The sequence below is a fragment of the Streptomyces sp. NPDC001889 genome, assembly GCF_053594535.1.
Genome location: NZ_JBSFER010000030.1, coordinates 82,221 through 105,845, shown reverse-complemented (window position 1 = coordinate 105,845; position 23,625 = coordinate 82,221). Strand labels below are relative to the sequence as shown.

Annotated in this window: 21 protein-coding genes; 15 read left to right on the top strand and 6 right to left on the bottom strand. The window is 71.7% G+C overall.

Annotated elements, in window-relative coordinates; translation table 11 throughout:
- The first annotated feature begins 219 nt into the window (after positions 1-219).
- The 7 genes from ACWCRA_RS30535 (at position 220) to metK (ending at position 6,650) form a co-directional block, all read left to right on the top strand.
- Positions 220-1,413 carry a quinone-dependent dihydroorotate dehydrogenase gene (locus ACWCRA_RS30535; RefSeq protein WP_451069117.1) on the top strand — a complete coding sequence of 398 codons (1,194 nt, stop codon included), beginning with the start codon at positions 220-222 and terminating at the stop codon, positions 1,411-1,413.
- A complete protein-coding gene (gene pyrF / locus ACWCRA_RS30530) occupies positions 1,410-2,252 on the top strand; it encodes an orotidine-5'-phosphate decarboxylase (protein ID WP_351556065.1) in 843 nt (280 codons plus the stop codon). Before ACWCRA_RS30535 ends, pyrF begins: the two co-directional genes overlap by 4 nt.
- Before the next feature lie 291 nt (positions 2,253-2,543).
- Positions 2,544-2,867, top strand: coding sequence for an integration host factor (locus ACWCRA_RS30525; RefSeq protein WP_003956414.1), 324 nt, complete (start codon positions 2,544-2,546; stop codon positions 2,865-2,867).
- Positions 2,868-2,905: 38 nt separating this feature from the next.
- The gene (gene gmk / locus ACWCRA_RS30520) at positions 2,906-3,478 is read left to right on the top strand and encodes a guanylate kinase (protein WP_351556068.1); all 573 of its coding nucleotides are present in this window, start codon (positions 2,906-2,908) and stop codon (positions 3,476-3,478) included.
- An 80-nt stretch (positions 3,479-3,558) separates the two neighbouring features.
- Positions 3,559-3,831 (top strand): DNA-directed RNA polymerase subunit omega, encoded by a 273-nt coding sequence (gene rpoZ / locus ACWCRA_RS30515; RefSeq protein ID WP_005319902.1) that lies wholly within the window; start codon positions 3,559-3,561, stop codon positions 3,829-3,831.
- Between the two features lie 108 nt (positions 3,832-3,939).
- Positions 3,940-5,142: a bifunctional phosphopantothenoylcysteine decarboxylase/phosphopantothenate--cysteine ligase CoaBC gene (coaBC, locus tag ACWCRA_RS30510; RefSeq protein ID WP_451069116.1), complete on the top strand. Its 1,203-nt coding sequence runs from the start codon at positions 3,940-3,942 to the stop codon at positions 5,140-5,142.
- 284 nt (positions 5,143-5,426) lie between these two features.
- Complete coding sequence (gene metK / locus ACWCRA_RS30505) at positions 5,427-6,650, top strand: methionine adenosyltransferase (RefSeq protein WP_351556074.1); 1,224 nt, start codon at positions 5,427-5,429, stop codon at positions 6,648-6,650.
- A 72-nt stretch (positions 6,651-6,722) separates the two neighbouring features.
- On the opposite strand, the gene ACWCRA_RS30500 is transcribed toward metK, so the two are convergent.
- Genes ACWCRA_RS30500 through ACWCRA_RS30485 form a run of 4 tightly spaced genes read right to left on the bottom strand, consistent with a single transcriptional unit; the run spans position 6,723 to position 11,780 of the window.
- The gene (locus tag ACWCRA_RS30500; RefSeq protein WP_351556077.1) at positions 6,723-7,844 is read right to left on the bottom strand and encodes a hypothetical protein; all 1,122 of its coding nucleotides are present in this window, start codon (positions 7,842-7,844) and stop codon (positions 6,723-6,725) included.
- Positions 7,841-9,808, bottom strand: a complete 1,968-nt coding sequence (locus tag ACWCRA_RS30495; RefSeq protein ID WP_451069115.1) for a hypothetical protein — start codon at positions 9,806-9,808, stop codon at positions 7,841-7,843. Before ACWCRA_RS30495 ends, ACWCRA_RS30500 begins: the two co-directional genes overlap by 4 nt.
- Positions 9,805-10,536 (bottom strand): toll/interleukin-1 receptor domain-containing protein, encoded by a 732-nt coding sequence (locus ACWCRA_RS30490; RefSeq protein ID WP_351556083.1) that lies wholly within the window; start codon positions 10,534-10,536, stop codon positions 9,805-9,807. The genes ACWCRA_RS30495 and ACWCRA_RS30490 overlap by 4 nt, the downstream gene beginning before the upstream one ends.
- Before the next feature lie 17 nt (positions 10,537-10,553).
- Positions 10,554-11,780, bottom strand: a complete 1,227-nt coding sequence (locus ACWCRA_RS30485) for a helix-turn-helix transcriptional regulator (protein ID WP_351556086.1) — start codon at positions 11,778-11,780, stop codon at positions 10,554-10,556.
- Between the two features lie 245 nt (positions 11,781-12,025).
- On the opposite strand from ACWCRA_RS30485, the gene ACWCRA_RS30480 reads away from it, so the two are divergent.
- On the top strand, positions 12,026-14,170 hold the full coding sequence (locus ACWCRA_RS30480; RefSeq protein WP_351556088.1) for a primosomal protein N': 2,145 nt from the start codon (positions 12,026-12,028) through the stop codon (positions 14,168-14,170).
- 173 nt (positions 14,171-14,343) lie between these two features.
- On the opposite strand, the gene ACWCRA_RS30475 is transcribed toward ACWCRA_RS30480, so the two are convergent.
- Positions 14,344-14,859: a hypothetical protein gene (locus tag ACWCRA_RS30475; RefSeq protein WP_351556091.1), complete on the bottom strand. Its 516-nt coding sequence runs from the start codon at positions 14,857-14,859 to the stop codon at positions 14,344-14,346.
- 240 nt (positions 14,860-15,099) lie between these two features.
- On the opposite strand from ACWCRA_RS30475, the gene fmt reads away from it, so the two are divergent.
- The 4 genes from fmt (at position 15,100) to ACWCRA_RS30455 (ending at position 19,951) form a co-directional block, all read left to right on the top strand.
- Positions 15,100-16,041, top strand: a complete 942-nt coding sequence (fmt, locus tag ACWCRA_RS30470) for a methionyl-tRNA formyltransferase (protein WP_351556094.1) — start codon at positions 15,100-15,102, stop codon at positions 16,039-16,041.
- A 224-nt stretch (positions 16,042-16,265) separates the two neighbouring features.
- Positions 16,266-17,714: an RsmB/NOP family class I SAM-dependent RNA methyltransferase gene (locus ACWCRA_RS30465; protein ID WP_451069114.1), complete on the top strand. Its 1,449-nt coding sequence runs from the start codon at positions 16,266-16,268 to the stop codon at positions 17,712-17,714.
- 338 nt (positions 17,715-18,052) lie between these two features.
- Positions 18,053-18,739: a ribulose-phosphate 3-epimerase gene (rpe, locus tag ACWCRA_RS30460; protein WP_351556100.1), complete on the top strand. Its 687-nt coding sequence runs from the start codon at positions 18,053-18,055 to the stop codon at positions 18,737-18,739.
- A 180-nt stretch (positions 18,740-18,919) separates the two neighbouring features.
- Positions 18,920-19,951 carry a sugar-binding transcriptional regulator gene (locus tag ACWCRA_RS30455; RefSeq protein WP_351556103.1) on the top strand — a complete coding sequence of 344 codons (1,032 nt, stop codon included), beginning with the start codon at positions 18,920-18,922 and terminating at the stop codon, positions 19,949-19,951.
- Positions 19,952-20,097: 146 nt separating this feature from the next.
- Here ACWCRA_RS30455 and ACWCRA_RS30450 read toward each other — a convergent pair whose 3' ends face one another.
- On the bottom strand, positions 20,098-20,589 hold the full coding sequence (locus tag ACWCRA_RS30450; protein WP_351556106.1) for a hypothetical protein: 492 nt from the start codon (positions 20,587-20,589) through the stop codon (positions 20,098-20,100).
- A 389-nt stretch (positions 20,590-20,978) separates the two neighbouring features.
- Here ACWCRA_RS30450 and ACWCRA_RS30445 point away from each other — a divergent pair, with 389 nt between their 5' ends.
- The 3 genes from ACWCRA_RS30445 to ACWCRA_RS30435 all read left to right on the top strand — a co-directional run bounded on the left by ACWCRA_RS30445 (position 20,979) and on the right by ACWCRA_RS30435 (position 23,469).
- The gene (locus tag ACWCRA_RS30445) at positions 20,979-21,587 is read left to right on the top strand and encodes a helix-turn-helix domain-containing protein (protein WP_351556109.1); all 609 of its coding nucleotides are present in this window, start codon (positions 20,979-20,981) and stop codon (positions 21,585-21,587) included.
- A gap of 87 nt (positions 21,588-21,674) precedes the next feature.
- The gene (locus ACWCRA_RS30440; RefSeq protein WP_351556112.1) at positions 21,675-22,181 is read left to right on the top strand and encodes a hypothetical protein; all 507 of its coding nucleotides are present in this window, start codon (positions 21,675-21,677) and stop codon (positions 22,179-22,181) included.
- The gene (locus ACWCRA_RS30435; protein ID WP_351556115.1) at positions 22,174-23,469 is read left to right on the top strand and encodes an MAB_1171c family putative transporter; all 1,296 of its coding nucleotides are present in this window, start codon (positions 22,174-22,176) and stop codon (positions 23,467-23,469) included. The genes ACWCRA_RS30440 and ACWCRA_RS30435 overlap by 8 nt, the downstream gene beginning before the upstream one ends.
- The last annotated feature ends 156 nt before the right edge of the window (positions 23,470-23,625 follow it).

The following is a 23,625-nucleotide window of genomic DNA, read 5'->3' as shown; positions in this document are numbered from 1 at the left end:
CTACGACATCCGCACCGCCGCCGTCGCCCGCTCCGTCCCCTGCCTCACCACCGTCCAAGCCCTCGCCGCCGCCGTCCAAGGCATCGACGCACTCAACCGGGGCGATGTCGGTGTCCGTTCCCTCCAGGAACACGCACAGCACCTCACCGCGGCCCGCGACTAGCGATCATGAAGGGGGACACCGGAAACGGTGTCCCCCTCCTGATGAGGACACCACTCATGTACAAGCTGTTCTTCAACCTCGTCTTCCGGTGGATGGACCCCGAGCGGGCCCACCACCTGGCGGTCCGCTGGATTCGTCTCGCCGCGCGCGTCCCCGTACTGCGCACCTTCGCCGCCGCCGTGCTCGCGCCCCGGCACAAGGAGCTGCGGACCGAGGCGCTCGGGCTGCGGATGCACGGCCCCTTCGGACTCGCGGCCGGCTTCGACAAGAACGCCGTGGCGATCGACGGCATGGCCATGCTCGGCTTCGACCACGTCGAGATCGGCACGGTCACCGCCCTCGCCCAGCCCGGCAACCCCAGGAAGCGCCTCTTCCGGCTGCTTCCCGACCGGGCGCTGATCAACCGCATGGGCTTCAACAACGAGGGATCGTCGGCGGTCGCCCAGCGGCTCGCCGGGCGCCGCCCGGTGTTCCGGAGCGTCGTCGGCGTCAACATCGGCAAGACCAAGGTCGTACCGGAGGCGGAGGCCGTCGCCGACTACGTCACCTCCACCGAGCGGCTGGCCCGACACGCCGACTACCTTGTGGTGAATGTCTCCTCGCCGAACACGCCCGGGCTGCGCAATCTCCAGGCGACGGAGTCCCTGCGCCCGCTGCTGACCGCCGTGCGCGAGGCCGCCGACCGCACCGTGACCACCCGGCGCGTCCCCCTGCTGGTCAAGATCGCGCCGGACCTCGCCGACGAGGACATCGACGCGGTCGCCGACCTGGCCGTGGAACTGGGGCTGGACGGCATCATCGCCACCAACACCACCATCGGCCGCGAGGGGCTGGAATCGCCGCCGTCGCTGACGGCGGAGACGGGCGGGCTCTCCGGCGCGCCCCTCAAGGAGCGCTCCCTCGCCGTTCTGCGGCGGCTGTACGCCCGTGTGGGCGACCGGATCACCCTCGTCGGGGTCGGTGGCATCGAGAACGCCGAGGACGCCTGGCAGCGGATTCTCGCGGGGGCGACCCTGATCCAGGGGTACAGCGCCTTCATTTACGAGGGCCCGTTCTGGAGCCGCGCGATCCACCGGGGTCTCGCCGCCCGTCTCGCCGCCAGTCAGTACGCCACTCTCGCCGAGGCCGTCGGCGCCGCCGTCCGCCCGGGCACGCCCGCGCAGACCGGCCCGGCGCGTCCCGCGCAGGCCGCCCCCTCCGCGCCCGACTCCTCGACGACCGACCCCGCCGGCAAGGAGTCCGCCGCGTGATTCCCTTCGGAACCCGTCTGCGGACGGCCATGGACACCCGGGGTCCGCTCTGCGTCGGCATCGACCCGCACGCCTCCCTGCTGGCCGCCTGGGGCCTCGACGACGATGTCGCGGGCCTGGAACGGTTCACCCGTACGACCGTGGAGGCGCTGGCGGACCGGGTCGCCGTCCTCAAGCCGCAGTCGGCGTTCTTCGAACGGTTCGGCTCGCGCGGCGTCGCCGTGCTGGAGAAGGCCGTGGCGGAGGCCAGGGCGGCGGGCGCGCTGGTCCTGATGGACGCCAAGCGCGGTGACATCGGCTCCACGATGGCCGCCTACGCCGCGACCTATCTGGACCCGGCGTCCCCTCTCTTCTCGGACGCGGTGACCGTCTCGCCGTACCTCGGCTTCGGCTCCCTGCGCCCGGCGCTCGACGCGGCCTCGGCGGCCGGTGCCGGCGTCTTCGTGCTGGCGCTGACCTCCAACCCGGAGGGCGCCGAGGTCCAGCGCGCCACCGCGGCCGACGGGCGCTCGCTGGCACAGGTGATGCTCGACCACATGGCGGCCGAGAACGCGGACGCCCGGCCGCTGGGCTCCGTGGGCGCGGTGGTCGGCGCCACCCTCGGCGACGCCGGGGTGGATCTGGACATCAACGGTCCGCTGCTCGCCCCGGGCATCGGGGCCCAGGGCGCGACGCCCGCCGATCTGCCGGGCGTCTTCGGCGCGGCGGTCGGCCATGTGGTGCCGAGTGTCAGCCGGGGCGTGCTGCGCCACGGGCCGGACACGGCGGCGCTGAGGGCGTCGGCCGAACGGTTCGCGGACGAGGTCAGAGCGGCGGTATCGGGAGCGACAGGGGCGTAAGAGGGCAGGCCGCCTCCCTGGTGGAACCGCGCAGCGACCACCGGTAAAACACGTGTACCAGCCCTCTTGACAGAATCTTGGCCTAAATCACAGCCCTAATGTCGGAAAAGTCCTGGTCGGTCGATGCTGACCAGGACTTTTCGCTTGTTCTCGCTGACTGGAGCGGTGATGGCCGCTAGTCTCCGTCGAAGAGCGAACGTGCACTGCGTTGCTCGTTGCTCGCCTGGTGTGGGGCGACTAGGTTCCTCACCGGTCCGTATCCGACAGTTCGACATCCGAGGTGACGTAGGCGTGGCTCTTCCGCCCCTTACCCCTGAACAGCGCGCAGCCGCGCTCGAAAAGGCCGCCGCGGCTCGCCGGGAGCGGGCCGAGGTCAAAAATCGACTCAAGCACTCCGGCGCCTCGCTCCATGAGGTCATCAAGCAGGGTCAGGAGAACGACGTCATCGGCAAGATGAAGGTCTCCGCCCTCCTTGAGTCCCTGCCCGGCGTGGGCAAGGTCCGCGCCAAGCAGATCATGGAGCGGCTCGGCATTTCCGAGAGCCGCCGAGTGCGCGGTCTCGGCTCCAATCAGATCGCGTCTTTGGAGCGCGAGTTCGGCGGTGGCCCCGCCTGACGTTCCCGGGCACCCTCGGGAACCTGGATAATCGCTGCATGGCAGCAGAGGTACGTCCGCGGCTGACCGTGCTCTCCGGCCCCTCCGGGGTCGGCAAGAGCACGGTCGTCGCGCATATGCGCAAGGTCCACCCAGAGGTCTGGCTCTCGGTGTCGGCAACCACCAGAAGGCCGCGCCCCGGCGAGCGTGACGGTGTTCAGTATTTCTTCGTCTCGGACGATGAATTCGACAAGCTGATCGCCAACGGCGAGCTCCTGGAGTGGGCCGAATTCGCGGGCAACCGCTATGGCACCCCTCGGCGGGCGGTCCTGGACCGCCTGGAGGCGGGGGAGCCCGTGCTCCTGGAGATCGATCTTCAGGGCGCCCGGCAGGTCAAGGAAGCCATGCCGGAGTCCCGGCTGGTCTTTCTCGCCCCGCCGAGCTGGGACGAGCTGGTCCGCCGGCTCACCGGGCGGGGCACCGAATCGGCCGAGGTCATCGAGCGCCGGCTGACCGTCGCCAAGGTGGAGCTGGCCTCGGAGTCGGAATTCGACACGACGCTGGTCAACACCTCCGTCGAGGACGTGTCGCGCGAGCTGCTAGCCTTGATGATGGTGTCTTCCGGGGAGTGACCTCCCGGGATCTTCTGGGGGCTGACTCCAGGAGGATCTTCACACCGTTCGGTCTTTTCCCATTCTTCGGAAGGTAGAGCGTGTCCTCTTCCATTACCGCGCCCGAGGGCATCATCAACCCGCCGATCGACGAGCTGCTTGAGGCCACGGACTCCAAGTACAGCCTCGTGATCTACGCGGCGAAGCGCGCGCGTCAGATCAACGCGTACTACTCGCAGCTCGGTGAGGGCCTGCTTGAGTACGTCGGTCCGCTCGTTGACACCCACGTCCACGAGAAGCCGCTGTCGATCGCCCTGCGTGAGATCAACGCGGGTCTGCTGACCTCCGAGGCCATCGAGGGCCCGGCCCAGTAAGCACGCGGTATCAGCTCGAATGACCACAGGCCCGGCGGGATGTCCGCCGGGCCTGTGGTGTCTGATGGTTGTTCCGGGGACAGAGCCGGCCGAGTGCGGGGAGACACAGTGGACAAGCCGAAGATCGTTCTGGGGGTCAGCGGGGGTATCGCCGCCTACAAGGCGTGCGAACTGCTCCGACGGCTGACGGAATCCGGCCATGATGTACGGGTCGTGCCGACCGATTCGGCCCTGAACTTCGTCGGGGCGGCGACCTGGTCGGCGCTTTCCGGCCATCCTGTCTCCACCGAGGTCTGGTCCGACGTCCATGAGGTTCCGCATGTGCGCATCGGGCAGGGCGCGGATCTGGTGGTCGTGGCCCCCGCCACCGCGGATCTGCTCGCCAAGGCCGCCCACGGCCTCGCGGACGACCTGCTGACCAACACCCTCCTCACCGCCCGCTGCCCCGTGGTCTTCGCGCCCGCGATGCACACCGAGATGTGGGAGCACCCCGCCACCCAGGAGAATGTCGCGACCCTGCGCCGGCGCGGCGCCGTGGTGATCGAGCCCGCCGTCGGCCGGCTCACGGGCGTGGACACCGGCAAGGGGCGGCTCCCGGACCCCGGGGAGATCTTCGAGCTCTGCCGCGGGGTGCTGGCCCGGGGGCCCGTCGCCCCCGATCTGGCCGGCCGCCATGTCCTCATCAGCGCGGGCGGCACCCGTGAGCCGCTGGACCCGGTCCGCTACCTGGGCAACCGTTCCTCCGGCAAACAGGGGTACGCCCTCGCCCGGACGGCGGCGGCCCGGGGCGCCCGGGTCACTCTGATCGAGGCCAACACCCAGCTGCCGGACCCCGCCGGGATCGATGTGATTCATGTCGGTACGGCGGTCCAGTTGCGGGAAGCCGTGCTCAAGGCGGCGGGGGAGGCCGATGTGGTGGTGATGGCCGCCGCCGTGGCCGATTTCCGCCCCGCCGAATACGCCACGGGCAAGATCAAGAAGAAGGACGGCCAGGAGCCCGCGCCGATCGCCCTGGTCCGCAACCCCGACATCCTCGCCGAGGTGTCCGCCGAACGGCCCCGGGCCGGTCAGGTGATTGTGGGCTTCGCCGCCGAGACCGAGAACGTCCTGGCCAATGGCCGCGAGAAACTCCGCCGCAAGGGCTGTGATCTGCTGGTCGTCAATGAGGTGGGGGAGCGCAGGACCTTCGGCTCCGAGGAGAACGAGGCCGTGGTGCTCGCGGCGGACGGCGGGGAGACCCCGGTGCCGTACGGCCCCAAGGAAGCTCTCGCGGACACCGTGTGGGACCTGGTGCTGCCCCGGCTCCCATGAATTCCGTGTGTCGCACACCACGTGACACATCAGTCCCGGGGCGCCACCGCAACCACGAGTTTTCGGCCTGTCGCCCTGTTCGGCGCCCTCCATGGCCCGCCGGAAGGGTGATTGGCCGATTCTCGCTACAACCGTCGCTCGACGGCCATTCGCCGCCACCTGGCGAGACGGGTGGTTCGCAGCCGGGGGGCGGCGGATAAACTGGCCATGGAACGTCGCGGGGCGCAGCCCCCTGCCGGTCCGCCAATGATCAGCCAGCAGCCGCTGCAACCCCAGGGAGCGATGTGTCCCGCCGTCTCTTCACTTCGGAGTCCGTGACCGAGGGTCACCCCGACAAGATCGCCGACCAGATCAGCGACACCATTCTCGACGCACTCCTGCGGGAGGACCCCACCTCCCGCGTCGCCGTGGAGACCCTGATCACCACCGGCCTGGTCCATGTGGCCGGCGAGGTGACCACCAAGGCCTACGCCGACATTCCCACGCTCGTACGCAACAAGATCCTGGACATCGGCTACGACTCGTCGAAGAAGGGATTCGACGGCGCGTCCTGCGGCGTCTCGGTCTCCATCGGCGCTCAGTCCCCCGACATCGCCCAGGGTGTGGACACGGCGTACGAGAAGCGCGTCGAGGGTGCCTCCCAGAGGGACGAGGGCGACGAGCTGGACAAGCAGGGCGCCGGCGACCAGGGCCTGATGTTCGGCTACGCCTGCGACGAGACCCCCGAGCTGATGCCGCTGCCGATCCACCTCGCGCACCGGCTCTCCCGCCGGCTCTCCGAGGTCCGCAAGAACGGCACCATCCCCTACCTCCGTCCCGACGGCAAGACCCAGGTCACCATCGAGTACGACGGGGACAAGGCCGTCCGCCTGGACACCGTGGTCGTCTCCTCGCAGCACGCCTCGGACATCGACCTGGACTCCCTGCTCGCACCCGACATCCGCGAGTTCGTCGTGGAACACGTCCTGACCCAGCTCATCGAGGACGGCATCAAGCTCGACACCGAGGGCTACCGCCTCCTGGTGAACCCGACCGGGCGCTTCGAGATCGGCGGCCCCATGGGTGACGCCGGCCTCACCGGCCGCAAGATCATCATCGACACCTACGGCGGCATGGCCCGCCACGGCGGCGGCGCCTTCTCCGGCAAGGACCCCTCCAAGGTCGACCGCTCCGCCGCCTACGCCATGCGCTGGGTCGCCAAGAACGTCGTCGCCGCCGGCCTCGCCGCCCGCTGCGAGGTCCAGGTCGCCTACGCCATCGGCAAGGCCGAGCCCGTCGGCCTCTTCGTCGAGACCTTCGGCACCGCGACCGTCGACACCGAGCGCATCGAGCAGGCCATCGCCGAGGTCTTCGACCTCCGCCCCGCGGCCATCATCCGCGACCTCGACCTGCTCCGTCCCATTTACGCCCAGACCGCCGCCTACGGTCACTTCGGCCGCGAGCTGCCCGACTTCACCTGGGAGCGCACCGACCGCGTCGACGCCCTCCGCGCGGCTGTCGGCCAGTAGCCCCCGGCTCGACCACACGAAGCGGGCTTCGGCACCCCTGTCCGGGGTGCCGAAGCTTTTGCCCCGGGCGGGTCAGAAGGGCGGGAGGGGCGATTCCGGGGGTGCTGGTGCGTCCGTCTCCTGCTCTGGTGGAGAAGCCTGCGGGCGTGGCGACCCGAAGCGCTCCTTGAGTCCCGCTGCCTGGTCCTCGTCGTGATGGTTCATGGTCTGGGCCACGTACTCGGCGAGGAGGATGGTCTCGGGGGACTCCGGGGAGAGCCCTGTGTCCCGCAGGAAGCGGGAGAAGGCGAAGGCGAGGTCGTTCGCCGGCGGAGGCTCGTCGCGACGAGCCGAGGGATCGAGGGGAGAGTCGGCGTCCGCGGGGTCGGCAGGAGCCCCCGCAGGCGGGTCGTCGTTCCTCTCCGGCGCCACCAGGTGCTGTAGCCGGTCCATGACGTCCTCGTCATTGGCGACGGAGGTGAGCTGCGCCAGCAGACCGAGATCCTTCACCGTCCTGTCGATGCGGTCGTCATTGCGGTGGAGCCACCACACGACCGCACTGCTCGTGTCCTTCAGCACATCCTCACCCAGATACGCCCGTCTGCTCTGCTCGTACTTCCGTTCGTGTTCCCAGACGGCTTCGTCCTTACGGACGGCTGCCAGCTTGGCGAGCCTCTCCCTGTCCTCGTCCGCGAGGGTGAGTGCGACATCCAGCGCCATTGCCTGGACACGACTGGTCGAATCCGCGCACATGGTGGCCAGCTCACCGTCCAGCTCGTGCTGGACCAGCGAGGCCCGGCCGGGCTCGCGTGTGGAGGTGATGGCTCGTGCCCGTTCCAGGATGGAATCGACGGCCAGCCCGCAGGCATGGATCGGCGGGGCCCCGCCCGGTGCCGGCACGGGGCACCAGCGGACGGTGGCCGAGAAGAGAAAGTCGTAGTCCTCCGCACTGCTGGGCAGGGCCACCTCGGTAATCCGCAGTTCACGGCGTTCAACCGGAGGTACCGGCAGATCGGGCTCCCGCAACAGGGCCACGGGAAAGGGGTCCCTGTTCCGCTCGGCCAAGGACACCGCGGCGACAGGAGCCGTCACCAGGAGAATTCCGGCGACGGACCAGGCCCAGAACGGCCAGTGCCAGTGGAGGCCGAGAATGGTGAGCAGCAAGCCTCCGATCAGGGTGAGAAACACCAGCATGGTCTTCTGTCCCGAGCTCATGGCGCTGTTTCCTCCCGGAGGGAGCCGAAGCGGGTGCGCTGGGAGTTACGGATCTTCTCGAAGAGCAGCGCGGGAAGGGCGTCGGCGGCACCGTCGGGCAGCGGCCGGGCGCTCGCCCATTCCCGGGCGAGACCGTAGAGGCGCCCCAGCCGGTCGCCTCTGCCTTCACAGGCCTCCACCAGAGTGTTCAGCAGCGGATCTGACGCCTGCGGTCGGACACACGCCATACGCAGCCACTCCCGCACCGCGGTGGCCCACACCGCTGCCGGGCGCTCGCTGAACACAGCGGTCCAGCACAGCACCAGCCGGCCACTCACCGTTCGGTCGCCGATCAAGGGGCCGCGGCGGTCTCCCGGCGCGGTCAGCGGGCCGGGCGCGGACAGGGCGAGGAAGATGTCCCGGTCCGCGGACCAGTGGTTCGCGCCCGCCAGCCGGTCCAGCATGCGCCGCAGCAGTCTCCGGTCACCGCCGACCAGTCTCGTCAGGGCATCGCGGGCCAGGCTGGACGCCTCCTCTCTCCGGGCCAGATGGTGCAGACGTACCATCGCCGAGTCGGGATGGCGGAAGGCGAGGTCGGCGACACAGACATCCACCAGAACCCGGCGCTGTCGCGCCGACAGCGAGGTCTTCGACCACTCATAGATGCGGCGCCGGAACACCCAGCCGAATTCTCTGCTGTTCAGTCCGTGCTTGAGCGCATGGGCCGATGCCCGCAGCACGGCATCCCCCGCGGACGGCCGTCGGGACCAAATCTCCGCGAGTCCGAGCAGATCATGCGGTCTGCGGACCCTCAGAGACTGCTCGGCGAACCGGCGGATGAGATCGTCCTGCTCGGACTGGGTCAGGTCGAGCCGGTACACGGTCTCTCCCACCCAGGACCGCAGATGGCCGTGGAGATCCGGCAGATCTCGCCAGATGTGCAGACGTACGGCGTCATCGGCACCAAGGGACTTGAACCGCACGCGGTTGTTGTCGTCGATCTCGGCTGCGATCCGGTTCAACCGATCGGAGAGCGGGCGGTGCTCCAGAAGCTCTCGCGCCTCCTGGGACGAGCCCTTCTTGTCGAGCAGCAGCACCGCCGCGCGATGGACTGTGTCGGACCTGGCCTCGTGCAGCATGGCGGTGGCCACCAGCAGGGCGCGGGGGGTGCTTCTGCGGACCGTGTGGAGTTGGACGCCCGGTTCCCGACGCTGCCGCACCACACCATCGAGCGCACGCGAGCACCAATCCTGAAACGAACCGCCCCGTTCCGCTGCCAGGCACAGATACTGCGCGAAGGCGGCGACCTGGGTGAGCGGTGGTGTGCTCAAGAGGAAGTCCGTCACTTCGGCGGGAGAGTCCTCAGCCGCGAGAGGGTCCAGACCGGCGATCCTGAGGTGGCGCTTGACGATGTCGAGCTCCATGCCCCCAGGACGGGAGATGGCGTGGTGCAGATCGAGGAGAGCAGGTGGCAGGCTTCTGTCCTTCCTCCGCGGCAGGACCACCACCAGTCCCGCGTTCCGGTCGTTGACCGCATGACGGAAGGAGGAGAGCTCTGTCAGCACGTTCTCCCATGTGGCGTCGTCCGCGAGGGAGAGATCGAGCAGTAGTCGCCCGTTGTCCGGGACCGTTCCCGGGTTCAGCAGAAGATCGGAATCCTCCTCCCTGTCGAGGAAGACCTCCTGAAGCCCGCTGCCCCCATTGCGCAACTGGACCAGCAGCACGCGCGCGGCCGAGATCCGTCCGTCTCCCGGGCTCCCATTGATCAGTACCGTTCGGCGTCGCTCCAGTGTGAGCAGCGCTTCGGCGAAACCGTCGGGCTGGACGAAGTGCCTTTGGAGCCAGTGGATCTCGTCCTCCGCGACGGCTCGCGGCGGCCGGCCCCGGGAGTCCGCCGCCAGCCCGCCCAGGATGATCTGCGGGCCCGTACCGGTATGGGTGAAACCGCCCAGGGAGTCGATGAGCGTCCGTGCCTGGGCGGTCATTGAGCGCCGTCTTCGCGTCGGCGCTCCCGGACGAACTTCTGCCTGCCGTGGTGATCACCGGCGATGTACTGGGCCCCGTCACCGGTGAAGTGGGGCAGATGCTGAGCACCACTCCCTGTGTGCAGCGGACCGTGAGCGTTCTTGATGACGGTGCCTCCCAAGTCCCCCGAGACGTTTCCCGCCTGGATGACCCCGTCGTGGGCATCCCCGGAGACGGAGTTCCGCACGGATTCGGACGCGGCGGGAAGCGAGACGGCTCCCGCCTTCTCCGCCTCAGCCAGTTCCGGGGTCATCAGGGCGAGTCTGTCCCCGAGCGCCAGCAGGCCGTACTGGGTGTTCTGCGTGTCGAACCTGATCGACTGGCAGCGCGCCAGCCGTCCCAGCCCACGGGGGAGGTCATCGGGGCTCAGCCGCCTGGTTGTGCGCCCCACCAGGACCGGTACGACGGGGATGGAGCAGCGGAAAGCCTCCTGGATTTCCCTGCGCACCCAATCGTCGGCCCTCTGCAACTGGGGAAAACCGGTCCACTTGCCGCCGATCACCGCCAGCAGTACGGAGCTGCGCCGAACCCCCTTGAGCAGTTCTTCGTCGAAGAGATCACCCAGCTGAATCGACTTGGAAGCGCGAAAGACACGCTGCGTTCCGAAGCGCTCGCTCAGGTAACCCTCGATGGCGACGGCGGAGTCCTCTCCGTCGCCGGTTCGGTAATTGATGAAGATCTCGGCCATGACTGTCCTCTCCCGGACTACTGCGACGGTGTGGCGGGGGCGAGTGCGAAAGCGAGCAGCGGGGACAGTTCGCGGACGGCTGGATGGGTGCGATGGCGTGCCAGTGCGCGGGCAAGGCGCCGAAGATCGAGGGCGATAGTCGCGGAACTCACGGTGTACGCCGTCCCGAGCAAATCGGTGATCAGCGCGCATGCCTGATCGATCTCACCGGCGAGAGCGTGGGCGAGAGCCTGTCGGGTCCCGTACCTGGCCCGGGTGCGAAGGGCTGCCTCCGCGACACGGGAGAGTTCCCGCCCCAGCGCCTGTGCTGCCTCGCGGGGTCGGCCGAGGTCGAGCAGGGACCAGCCGGTGGTCATCGACACCGGGTCGATGAGGTTGGTCGTACCCAGCGTCGGACCATCGGACTCACGGGCATCGCGGTCCAGGAACTCCCGGGCGCGGTCAAGGTTGTGCATGCAAGCGCTGTAGTGGCCCAGGAGCGCATGGCCCTGGGCTTCGCGCTGCGCGGCGAGGCCGCGGACGCGTGCCGACGCCCTGCCCGACTGGGCCGCCCGGGCGAGGGCGATCGTCTCGGCCCCGTCCCCGGCGTAGTAGGCCATGAGTCCACGGCGTACGAGCGAGTAGGACGCCAGCTGTGAGTCCCCACAGGCGGCTGCCAGCTCCACGGCCTGGTCGGTCCAGCTCAGGGCCGTCTCCTCGGCACCGGCCTCCTGCGCCATCCAGCCGGCGAACTCCGCGTAGTGCGCGGAGAGAGCGAGCAGGCCCTTTCCCGTGCGAGGTCCGCTCCGGGCGGACAGGGTGCGCAGCGCACGGGTCTGTTCCGCCAGAGCGGGCAGCACCGCGGCCGGCGGTGCGGTCTGGCCCAGCCGCCTGAATTGATCGAACAGGGCACGGGACACCTCCAGCAGAGTGCCGTCCTCGGCGCCGGGCGGATGGTCGCGACCGGCCAGTGGCGCCATCGCCAGCACGGTGGCGGCGCCCGCGGTCACCAGGCTCCGGCGCCTCGGCGGCTCCACGGAGCCCGCGGCGCGGTCGGGCAGGAACTCCAGGAGTCTGCCGCCGGTCCGCAGTCGTGCGTCACACAGGCGGGCCAGCTCCTCGGTGGGGCGTTTGCGGCCCGTCTCCACCTTGCTGAGTTGTGCCTTGCTGTAGTGGACGAGCGAGGCCAGCTGAGTCAGGGACAGACCCGCGGCCAACCGGGCCCGGCGCAGTTCACTCCCGAATGCGGACGGCTGTTCCAGCACATGAACTCCCGTGATGAGTGTCGCGCCCCGGCTCTGTGGCCGTTCGGCGCCCCGAGCCAGATTGGGCGCGGTCGGACAGCGGGGGCAAGGCGGTCCGTGCGTTTCCTGTTTCCGGTTCGGAGGCCGACGGATTCCGGGCGCCTGCTTCGTGAAGGAGGCACCGCCGGGCGGGCCGGTAACGTGGGAGAACGAGTGGTCGAGCCGGCCTCGGCGGCTTGTCAGTGGGGTCTGGTAGGAATTTGGCTGTGAGCAGCGACAATCAGCAGCCCGATGAGCCCGCCGCCGGTGGGCCCGAGCAGCTTGCGCTCATCCGGGAGAGCGTGCGCCGGGCCAAGGTGCCCAAGGCCAAGCCGCGGACCTGGCGGGGGGCCGCGCTGGCCAAGGAGCTGCCGGTGGCGCGGGTGGTGGTCAACAAAGGGGTGCTCCACCTCGACCAGTACTTCGACTACGCCGTGCCCGAGGAGCTCGACGCCGACGCGCAGCCCGGGGTGCGGGTGCGGGTGCGGTTCGGGGCCGGGGGGCACCGGGTGCGGGAGGGGCGCCGGGAAGGGGGCGGCCTGATCGACGGGTTCCTCGTCGAGCGGCGCGCCGACTCGGACTACGGCGGAGCCCTCGCCGCCCTCGCCTATGTCGTCTCGCCCGAGCCGGTCCTCGGCCCCCGGATGCTGGCGCTCGCCCGCGCCGTCGCCGACCGGTACGCCGGATCGCTCGCCGATGTGCTCCAGCTCGCCATCCCGCCGCGGAACGGCCGGGCCGAGTCCAAGCCCTCGCCCGAGCCGCTCCCGCCGCCGGCCGTGCCCGAGCCCGGCGGCTGGGCGCGGTACGGCAGGGGCCCCGCTTTGGTGTCGGCGCTGGCGGGCGGGGGGGCACCCAGGGCCGTGTGGACCGCGCTCCCCGGACCCGAGTGGCCCGACGAACTGGCCCGCGCGGTCGCCGCCACCCTCGCCTCCGGGCGGGGAGCGCTCGTGGTGGTGCCCGACGGCCGCCGGGCCTCCCGGGTCGACGCCGCGCTCACCGCGCTCCTCGGCGCCGGGCACCACGCCCTGCTCACCGCCGAGTCCGGGCCCGAGAAGCGCTACCGGCAGTGGCTCGCTGTGAGCAGGGGCTCCGTGCGGGCCGTCATCGGGACCCGCTCGGCGATGTTCGCTCCCGTACGGGATCTCGGGCTCGTCGCCGTCTGGGACGACGGCGACTCCAGCCACAGCGATGAGAACGCGCCATTTCCTCATGTCCGTGAGGTTCTCGAACTCCGTGCCGCCCACGAGCAGTGCGCCTTTCTGCTCGGCAGCACCAGCTGCACCGTGGAGGCGGCCCAGCTCGTCGAGAGCGGCTGGGCGCTGCCCCTGGCCGCCGACCGCGAGCAGGTGCGCCGCGCTGCCCCCCTGGTGCGCACCGTCGGCGACGGCGACCTCGCCCGCGACGAGGCGGCCCGTGCCGCACGGCTCCCCAGCATCGCCTGGCAGGTCGTCCGGGACGGCCTCAGGAGCGGGCCCGTCCTGGTCCAGGTGCCCCGGCGCGGCTATGTCCCCCGCCTCTCCTGCGAGCGCTGCCGCGCCCCGGCCCGCTGCCGGCACTGCTCGGGCCCGCTGGAGGCGCCCGACGAGCGCGACCTCACCTGCCGGTGGTGCGGTCAGGGCGCGCTGGACTGGCACTGTGCCGCATGCGGCGGTACGAGACTGAGGGCCCGGGTCGTGGGGGCGCGGCGCACGGCGGAGGAGCTGGGGCGGGCGTTCCCCGCCGTCCCCGTGCGCACCTCCGGCCGGGACCATGTGCTGGACGCGGTCCCGGACCGCCCCGCGCTGGTGGTGAGCACCCCCGGCGCGGAACCCGTCGCCGAGGGCGGGTACGCGGCGGCGCTGCTCCTGGACGGCTGGGCGATGCTCACCCGGCCCGATCTCCGTGCCGGGGAGGACGCGCTGAGGCGCTGGATCGACGCGGCGGCGCTGGTGCGGGGGCAGGAGGACGGCGGCACGGTGGTCGTGGTCGCCGAGCCCACGCTGCGGCCCGTGCAGGCACTGGTCCGCTGGGACCCGGCGGGGCATGCCCGGCGCGAGCTGGCGGACCGGGCCGAGCTGGGGTTCCCGCCCGTGTCGCGGATGGCGGCGGTGACCGGGCGGGCCGAGGTGATCGGCGCGTTCATGGCGGCGGTGGAGCTGCCGGCCGACGCGGAGGTCCTGGGCCCGGTCCCGCTGCCGCAGCCACCCCCGGGCCGCCCGCGCAGGCCGGGGGACCCGCCGGTGGGGGAGGTCTGGGAGCGCCTGCTGCTGCGGGTGCCTCCGGGGAGTGGGGCGGCGCTGGCCGGGGCGCTGAAGTCGGCGCAGGCGGGGAGGTTGGCGAAGGGCGGGGGGGAGCAGGTCCGGATCAGGATCGACCCCTCGGACATCGGCTGAGCAGTCCGGCCCGGCCCGGGCCTGGCCTGTCCCAGCCCGTCCGGGGGCACCTCCCAGCGGCAGCTCTGGGGGAGTTCCAGGACGGACCCCGGGGCGCGGGGCCGTGTTCCGCGGGGGTGGTGCGCCCGGAGCCGGTCCGGCTCCTCTGGGCGCACCCGGCCCGGCGGGGTGGGTCAGCCGTTGCGGGGGCCCGGGAAGGCTCCCGGGCGGGAGTCGTCGCGGAGGGGCTGCGGGGGCATGGCCCGCGCGGCCGGCACCGACGCCGGAAGCCCGGGGACGGGCAGCGTCCGGGTGACCGCGGGCTCCGGGACCCGGTCCTCCGGCGGCACCCCCTGCTGGGCCGCCCGCCGCGCCCCGTACCGCCGGTGCACCGCCTGCTTGGTGACCCCGAGCGCCGACCCCACCGCGTCCCACGAGAACCCCAGTGAGCGGTCGAAGTCCACCGCCGCCGTCACCAGCGTCTCGACGCTGTCCCGCAACTCCTGCGCGAGACGCACCGTCGGAGCGGGTGCCCTGCCGTAGACGACGAAGCCGGTCGAGGGACCGGAGCGGCGCGGGCGGTAGACATTGCCCAGCTGGGCGGTGAGCGTGCGCAGTGCGTCCACCTGCCGGCGGACCCGCTCGATGTCCCTCACCAACAAGTGCAGACTTGCCCGGGCTTGGGCGTCGTGGGTTGCGTGGTCGGCCATTGGGAAGCCTCTCGAACCGGCGTTGAAAGGGGGTCGGGCCGCTCGTCCGGGCGGCCCGCTTCGGTCAATCTCACTTGACCAACGCGCCAGCGGCCGATGTGGTCACGGTGCCGGGGGCGTCAGCGCGTACGAACAGGGCGCGCGGGCTTCCGTACGCCCCCTGCGGTGATCCCCCATAGACTGGTGCGCTCCCGTCCCCGGCTCCCCGGAACACATCAGCCTGAGAGGCAGTCAGCACCGATGAAGCTCGTCTTCGCAGGCACCCCCGAGGTCGCCGTCCCCGCCCTGGACGCCCTGATCGCCTCCGACCGGCACCAGGTCGCCGCGGTCGTCACCCGCCCCGACGCCCCCGCCGGGCGCGGCCGGCGGCTGGTCGCCAGCCCGGTCGCCCAGCGCGCCGAGGAAGCCGGCATCGAGGTGCTCAAGCCGACCCGGCCCAGGGACGAGGATTTCCTCGCCCGGCTGCGCGAGATCGCCCCGGACTGCTGCCCGGTCGTCGCCTACGGCGCGCTCCTGCCCAGGGTCGCGCTCGATGTGCCCGCGCACGGCTGGGTGAATCTCCACTTCTCGCTGCTGCCCGCCTGGCGCGGCGCCGCCCCCGTGCAGCACGCCGTGCTCGCCGGGGACGAGATGACGGGGGCCGCGACCTTCCAGATCGAGGAGGGCCTCGACTCCGGCCCGGTGTACGGGGTGATCACCGAGCGGGTCCGCCCCGACGACACCAGCGGCGATCTGCTCACCCGGCTCGCCTTCGCCGGCTCCGGACTGCTCGCGGCCACCATGGACGGCATCGAGGACGGAACCCTCGAGGCGGTGCCCCAGCCCGCCGACGGTGTCTCGCTCGCGCCGAAGCTCACCGTCGAGGACGCCCGGGTCGACTGGGGCGCCCCCGCGCTCCGGGTCGACCGGGTGGTCCGCGGCTGCACCCCCGCCCCCGGGGCGTGGACGGAGTTCCGGGGCGAGCGGCTGAAGCTGGTCTCCGTGCGGCTGGTGACCGACCGCACCGGCCTCGCCCCCGGGGAACTGGCGGCGGGCAAGAACGACGTCCACGCGGGGACCGGGTCCCACGCCGTGGAGCTGCTCTGGGTCCAGCCCCAGGGGAAGAAGCCGATGCGCGCCGCCGACTGGGCGCGCGGCGTCCGCATCGCCCCGGGCGAGCGCCTCGGCACCACCGGGTCCTAGGCCGTCTCTTCCGGATCGTGCCGGGCTCGCGAGCCCCGGCACCGCGCCCCGCCGCGTTGTCGCCGGTCGCCGGCGCTCCGCGTGGGCTCCCTCCTCCGCCTCGCGATCCACGGCACCGGACCCCGCTCACCGGTCCGGCCCGATCCGAAAGAAACTCCCCAGGGCCGCTCCCCGGGAGGGGGACTACCCTTGCAGGGTTCGGACCCTTTCACCGCGGAGCACCTTTGAACGACCAGGCACGCGCCAACAGCACCCACCGCCCCGGCAAGCCCTACCGGCGCCCGAAGAAGGACCCCGTGCGGATTCTCGCCTTCGAGGCGCTCCGGGCGGTCGACGAGCGGGACGCGTACGCGAACCTCGTCCTGCCCCCGTTGCTGCGGAAGGCACGCGAGCAGGACGACTTCGACGCACGGGACGCGGCGCTCGCCACGGAGCTGGTGTACGGCACCCTGCGCCGCCAGGGCACCTATGACGCGATCGTCGCCACCTGCATCGACCGGCCGCTGCGCGAGGTCGACCCGCCGGTGCTCGATGTGCTCTCGCTGGGCGCGCACCAGCTGCTCGGCACCCGTATCCCCAGCCACGCCGCCGTGTCGGCCAGTGTGGAGCTGGCCCGCGTGGTCCTCGGCGACGGGCGCGCCAAGTTCGTCAACGCCGTACTGCGCAAGATCGCCCGCGACGATCTCGACACCTGGGTGGCGCGGGTCGCGCCCCCCTACGACGAGGACGCCGAGGACCATCTCGCGGTGGTGCACTCGCACCCCCGCTGGGTGGTCTCCGCGCTGTGGGACGCGCTGGGCGGCGGCCGTGCGGGCATCGAGGAGCTGCTGGCCGCCGACAACGAGCGCCCCGAGGTGACCCTGGTCGCCCGCCCCGGCCGCTCCACCGCCGATGAGCTGCTCGGCTCGCTCGACGACGCGTCCGGACTGCCGGGCCGCTGGTCGCCCTACGCGGTGCGGCTCACCGAGGGCGGCGAGCCGGGTGCCGTGGAGGCGGTCCGCGAGGGCCGCGCCGGGGTCCAGGACGAGGGCAGCCAGCTGGTCGCCATCGCCCTGGCCAACGCCCCGCTCGAGGGCCCGGACACCCGCTGGCTCGACGGCTGCGCCGGTCCCGGCGGCAAGGCCGCCCTGCTGGGGGCGCTCGCCGCGCGGCGCGGAGCCGCGCTGCTGGCCTCCGAGAAGCAGCCGCACCGGGCCAGGCTGGTCGAGCGGGCGCTGACCGGCAACCCCGGCCCCTACCAGGTGATCGCCGCCGACGGCACCCGCCCGCCGTGGCTGCCGGGCGTCTTCGACCGGGTCCTGGTGGACGTCCCCTGCTCGGGGCTCGGCGCCCTGCGCCGCCGCCCGGAGGCGCGCTGGCGCCGCCGTCCCGAGGACCTGGAGGGGTTCGCGCCGCTCCAGCGCTCCCTGTTGCGGGAGGCGCTGTCGGCGGTGCGGATCGGGGGCGTGGTGGGGTACGCGACCTGCTCGCCGCATCTCGCCGAGACCCGGGTCGTGGTGGACGACGTCCTGCGCGGGCGCGGCGGCAACACCCCGGTCGAGGCGGAGTGGGTGGACGCCCGGCCGCTGCTGCCCGGTGTGCCCGCCCTCGGCGACGGCCCGGACATCCAGCTCTGGCCGCATCTGCACGGGACGGACGCCATGTATCTGGCCCTGCTCAGGCGCACCGGCTGAACGGCGGGCCCCGCTGAACGGCCGAACCGCCCGGCCCTCGCCGAACCGCGAGGGCCGGGCGCGGAACCCCCGCTCAGGAACCCCCGCTCAACCGCGGGCCCCGCTCAGGAACCCCCGCTCGCCCCAGGACCCCGGCCGAACCACCGGAACCACCGGAACCACGGACAGCATCGGAACCACTGGAACCACGGAAAGCACCGAAACCACCCGAACCACCGAACCCCGCCACCCGAAATAAGGGTTTTGGTGGGAGTCGTACCGCTTCCGTATGTGAATTGGTCTGTACCGGTTCACCGGCCGGGGCGGGGAACCGGCCCGGAGCATGGCAGGCTTGCCCCATGGCCGTACAGATCAACCCCAGCATTCTCTCCGCAGACTTCTCCCGCCTCGCGGAAGAGGCGAAGGCCGTCGAGGGTGCCGACTGGCTCCATGTCGATGTGATGGACAACCACTTCGTGCCCAATCTGACGCTGGGCGTGCCGGTCGTGGAATCCCTCAGCCGGGCGGCGGACACCCCGCTGGACTGCCATCTGATGATCGACGACCCCGATCGCTGGGCACCCCGGTACGTCGAGGCGGGGGCCGGTTCCGTCACCTTCCACGTGGAGGCGGCGGCCGCCCCTGTGCGGCTCGCGCGGGAGATCCGGGCCAAGGGCGCCCGTGCCTCGATGGCCCTCAAGCCGGCCACGCCGATCGAGCCCTACGAGGACCTGCTCCCCGAGCTGGACATGCTGCTGATCATGACCGTGGAGCCCGGCTTCGGCGGTCAGGCCTTTCTCGACATCATGCTCCCGAAGATCCGCCGCACCCGTGAGCTGATCTCCAAGCACGGCCTTGAGCTGTGGCTCCAGGTGGACGGCGGGGTCTCGGAGACCACCATCGAACGCTGCGCCGAGGCCGGCGCGGATGTGTTCGTCGCCGGTTCGGCCGTGTACGGGGCGAGCGATCCCGCCGAGGCGGTCCGCTCGCTGCGCGCCCGCGCCCAGGGCGCCATCGCCACGGCCGGCTGGGCGTGCGGCCACTGACCCGGCGCGCCCGGGAGCGGCCGGCGGGCCGGTCGCGGAGATCACCGGGAGGCCGCGCGGGCACACGGTCGGCCACCGCACGCACGGGCCTCTTGGCGACAAGCGGCCACAAGCAACGGAACTCGGCCCATCAGGGCTGATCAACATCCATCGGATCTGACAGGATTACGGGTCCGGAGTGTGAACAGCAGTGAGGAGATCGCGGTGTCGACGGGCCGGTCAGCTGCGCGGATGGGACCCGCGGAGCTGGTGCAGGCGGCGGCCATGGCCCGCCGCTTCTATCTAGAGGGCAAATCCAAGATCCAGATCGCGGAGGAGTTCGGCGTCAGCCGCTTCAAGGTCGCGCGGGTCCTGGAGACGGCGCTGGAGCGTGATCTCGTACGGATCGAGATCCGCGTCCCCGCCGAACTGGACGCCGAGCGCTCCGACGCGCTGCGGGCCCACTTCGGGCTGCGGCACGCCGTGGTGGTGGAGTCCCCGGCGGAGGCCGAGGAGTCGCCCGACCCGGAGAACCTGGGCGAGGTGGCCGCCGATCTGCTCGGTGAGCTGGTCGACGAGGGCGCGGTGCTGGGGCTGGCCTGGGGCCGGTCCACCATTCACATGGCCGCCGCGCTCGACCGGCTGCCCCCGTGCACGGTCGTCCAGCTCACGGGCGTGTACGACGCGGGGACCGCCGAGCGCGGATCGGTGGAGGCCGTCAGACGCGCGGCCCAGGTCTCCGGCGGTGACGCCCACCCCATCTACGCGCCGATGCTGCTGCCCGACGCGGCGACCGCCGCCGCGCTGCGCAGCCAGACCGGTATCGCCCGCGCCTTCGACTACTTCGACAAGGTCACCGTCGCCGCGGTCTCCATCGGCTCCTGGGAGCCGGGGATCTCGACGGTCCACGACATGCTCAGCGACGAGGAGCGCGCGCGGTACGCCTCGTACGGTGTCGCCGCCGAGATGTCCGCGCACCTCTTCGACCGCGACGGCCGCCGGGTCGGCCGTGATCTGGGGGAGCGCTGCATCACCGTGGAGGCCGACCGCCTGCGCCGTATCCCCGAGGTCGTCGCCATCGCCGGCGGACAGCGCAAGGCGGAGGCGATCGCGGCCGTGCTCCGGTCCGGTCTGGTCACCAGCCTGGTGACGGACACGGCGGCGGCCGACCATCTGCTGTCGGTCCCCGCCGGGCCGAGGCCCGCGCTGGAGCGGGCGGACCCCGACGACTGACCGGCGCGCGGCGCGACCGGCGGGAGAGGGAGGGCCGGGCGTCGTCCCGGCCCCGCGGACGGCGCCGGATCAGTGGCGGACGGTGTGCGGCTCCGTGCAGCCGGGGTCCCAGGAGGAGCCCGTGCGGCGCGCCCTTCCCGCCGCGCTCACGGCGCCAGCGCCCGGGGCGTGCCCGACAGCCGGGGCAGCCGGGTGAGCTGCGCCCCGAACCCCGTCAGCGCGAGCAGGCAGTCGCGGAGGGCCGCGCGGCGGAACGAGCCGCCCGTGCGGCCGGGGGCGAGGAAGCTGATCTCGTGGTCGGCCGCCGCCCGGGCCAGGCCCGCCGTCTCCTCCTCGGCGGTCCGCCCCAACTGGAGCCAGACCGATCCGATGGGCAGATGGGGCAGCACATGCGGGACGACGGCCTGCCCCAGGATGCGGGAGTCGTGGAACGCGGTGACGGTGATCTCGGTGTGCGCGAGCCGGTCGGCCCACTCGCCCTGAGCGGCGATCACCTCGGCGAACCGGGCGGCCTCGCGGCCACCGCAGCCGCCGGGGAGAATCCAGCTCGCGGCGGGAACGCCCGCCGTGCGGAACTCGTTCGAGATGTGACGGGCCTCGGGAGCCGAACCGAGGACGGCTGCTCTGTTGACATTCATATCTGTGACCTCGAAACGCAGAGAACCATTCGTGCGCAGGCATGACGCTGGTGATCCGGGAGGCTCCCTGTCCTCCCGCGCGCTGGGTACTCGACCTCGCGGCGTGTGCCGGACGGCCGCACGGTGACCGGGGTCCGACGGTCTCCCCGGGCTCCGGTCAACAATTCTTTACCCTACGGCGTCGACGGCCCCTCGCGAGCTGTCACAGCAGGAACTTGCGTATCCGTGCCATGCCATACGGGCCTCCGGGGCCGGTATTCGACCCTGTCCCGGACGAGCCCGGCCCCCGGCCCCCGGCAGGCCGGCTCGCCTTGACCGTCCGGTGCGGCCCGCACATAATTTCTGCCGTCAGGTCCCCTGTGGACGCGCTATCCGGGAGGCCCCAGCGCATGACGGACCAGTCCGGCGCGGTGGAACTGCCCGAGCGGGTGGCGGCCCGGCTGAACCTCCTCTTCGAAGTGGTTCAGCCCGCGGCTCTGCAACGCCCCTGGAGCAGTACGGAAGTCGCGGACCGCGCGGGCGTCGACCCCTGCTATGTCGACGGTCTGCGCACCGCCACCCTGCCTCCGGAGGAGGTCGATCCGCAGATCGGCGAGAAGCAGCGCGATCAGCTCTTCGCCCAGCGCCTGGAGTGCCTCTTCCGCACCCGGCTCTCCCCGGCCACCGGCAAAAGGGTCACCCAGACCGAGGTCGCCGAGGCGCTGAAGAGCAACAAGCAGCACGTCGGCAATCTCCGGTCCGGCCGGAACAATCCCTCGATCGTGCTCGCCCAGAAGTACGCCGACTACTTCAAGGTCGACGTCGGCTACTTCAGCGCCGCCCCGCTCAGCGCCGTCGCCTCCTGCTTCGGGCACTCGAAGGACTTTCTCCTCCTCGGGGACGACGATCCCTATGTCGTCCAGGCCACGGCCAATCTGCGGCTGCTGCGGGCCATGGCCGACCGGAGGGTCCGCCATGTGGTCGGGCGGCTCGTCGACCGGTACGAGGCATCGTGGTGAGACGGCTCCGGGGGCGCCCCGCCGGAGCCCTCCCGGCGCGTTCCCCGCGGCGCGTACGGTGCCGATGGACATCCCGGAGGTGACGACTTGGGCGCCCTGTCGCTGTGGTGGATGCGATGGCGGTGGTCGCGGCGCATCCGTACGGAACTCGATCTGCCGCACGCCCCCTCGCTCCAGGAGGTCATCGACGCCGTCGCCGCCCGGCGGGGGAGGCCGGTCAGGCTCGTCGTCGAACCGCTGGAGCTGAGGGTCTCCGGCTACTGCGCCCAGTCCGATGAGGCCGACTACATCTATGTCGACGCCAACGCCGGCCCGCTCCTCCAGTACCAGGTCGTCTGCCATGAACTCATCCATCTGCACCTGGGCCACGAGCCCGCCGACCAGGGCGCGGTCGACGACGAGGTGTCCCGGGCCCTCTTCAGCACCATGAGCCCCGATGTCGTACGGCTGGTGCTCGGCCGGGACGCCTACGACGAGCGGGCGGAGCTGGAGGCGGAGATCATCGGCACGGTCCTGCTCCAGTGCATCGATCTCTCCCGGCAGACCAACCCGGCCCTGACGGCCTCCTTCGAGATCGGGGGCACGGGTGTCTGAGGCCGTCTACGACGTCATGTATCTGACGGTGAGCTTCGCCGCGTACTCCGTGTGTCTGATCCGGCTGCTGCGGCTGCGGCTCGCCGCCCCGGCGCCGGTGCTGCTCACCACCGCGGCCCTGTTCTGGGGAGCGACCGCCTTTCTCTTCGCCGCTCCGACCGTCTACCGCGCGGTGGGGGAGGGCAGCGGCCACCCCAATCTCGCCGTGCTCTGCGTCTATGTGTCGGTGATCGTGTACGGCGGGCTCGCCCAGGCCATGGCGCTGATGTGGAAGGCCACCGAGGACACCGGCAATACCGGTCAATCCGGAGACACTGCCGGGAGGACGGCGAGTGGAGGGAGCACCGGCGGCGCGGGAGTCCAGCGGCCCGCCCCCGCCGTCGTACGGAGAATCCGCCGCCGGCTCACCGTCTACGGCACCGTGGCCACCGTGCTCGGCGCGGTCTTCCTGGTGGGCCGTCCCGCCGAAGGATCGTCCCCGACCACCTTCGACACCGACCAGGCCGGAGACGCGCCACTGCTGGCCTTCCTCCTCTTCTACCAGGCCGCCTGGTTCGCCGCCTGTCTCTACATCGCCGCCGTCTGCCGCCGCCATCTGCGCCGGACCGGGCCCGGTGAGACCCGGCTGCGGCGGGGGCTGCGCTGTGTCGCGGCCGGCACCCTCGTCTGCGCCGGCTACGGGATCTGCAAGCTCATCGCCATCGCGGGACCCGTCTCGGGTCTGTACCGGATCGATGTCCTCAGCGATGTGGTCGGCCCGATGGCCGCCGCCGTCGGAGCGGTGCTGATCGTCATCGGGTTCTTCTACCCCGTCATCGGCAAGTGGCTGGCCGACCGCCGGGACTACCGGCTGCTCGCCCCGCTCTGGGAGACGGTGGTACGCGACCACAACCCCCGGCACGTGCTCGCCCCGGCCAACCCGGTCCTGGGCAGGTTCGCCCTGGGCAGCACCGGTTTCCTGCTCACCCGCCGCATCATCGAGATCACCGACGCCCAGCGCTCCCTGCACCCCTATCGCTGTCCCGCGCCCGCCGAGGCGGTCCTCCGCCAGGCGGACCGGCACCTGCTCGCCGGCCCCGATCTCCGGGCCGCTCAGGAGGCCGCCGATCTGCTCGTCGCCGTGCGGCGGGCGGCGGCGGGGGAGACCCAGCGGCTCCGCCGGCCCCGGGCCGGGCCCGGCCGGCTGGCGACCGACGACGACGCCAGGGTGGAGCGGGAGCACCTGGTGCGGATCGCCCGCCATCTGGACCACCCCGCGGTCCTCAGCGCCGCGGGCCCTCCGGGATGACCGCGGTGGGCGGGCACCCGGGCGCGAGCCCCACCGGGTGCCCCCGGCGCCCCTTTGGAGGAATCGCTTGACCGCGCCGTCCCGGCCTGGAGCTTTCTCCCGCAGCACCCGGGCCCCACCTCATGGGAGAATGAAGTACGTGCGTTTTCCCCCGCT

What these genes read in the sequence shown, in the direction of transcription:
- rpe (WP_351556100.1), top strand. Translation starts at nt 18,053, where the DNA reads ATGGCCGTACAGATCAACCCCAGCATTCTCTCCGCAGACTTCTCCCGC.
- gmk (WP_351556068.1), top strand. Translation starts at nt 2,906, where the DNA reads ATGGCAGCAGAGGTACGTCCGCGGCTGACCGTGCTCTCCGGCCCCTCC.
- ACWCRA_RS30475 (WP_351556091.1), bottom strand. Translation starts at nt 14,859, where the DNA reads ATGGCCGACCACGCAACCCACGACGCCCAAGCCCGGGCAAGTCTGCAC.
- ACWCRA_RS30500 (WP_351556077.1), bottom strand. Translation starts at nt 7,844, where the DNA reads ATGAGCTCGGGACAGAAGACCATGCTGGTGTTTCTCACCCTGATCGGA.
- ACWCRA_RS30535 (WP_451069117.1), top strand. Translation starts at nt 220, where the DNA reads ATGTACAAGCTGTTCTTCAACCTCGTCTTCCGGTGGATGGACCCCGAG.
- ACWCRA_RS30445 (WP_351556109.1), top strand. Translation starts at nt 20,979, where the DNA reads ATGACGGACCAGTCCGGCGCGGTGGAACTGCCCGAGCGGGTGGCGGCC.
- ACWCRA_RS30495 (WP_451069115.1), bottom strand. Translation starts at nt 9,808, where the DNA reads ATGACCGCCCAGGCACGGACGCTCATCGACTCCCTGGGCGGTTTCACC.
- ACWCRA_RS30450 (WP_351556106.1), bottom strand. Translation starts at nt 20,589, where the DNA reads ATGAATGTCAACAGAGCAGCCGTCCTCGGTTCGGCTCCCGAGGCCCGT.
- fmt (WP_351556094.1), top strand. Translation starts at nt 15,100, where the DNA reads ATGAAGCTCGTCTTCGCAGGCACCCCCGAGGTCGCCGTCCCCGCCCTG.
- ACWCRA_RS30490 (WP_351556083.1), bottom strand. Translation starts at nt 10,536, where the DNA reads ATGGCCGAGATCTTCATCAATTACCGAACCGGCGACGGAGAGGACTCC.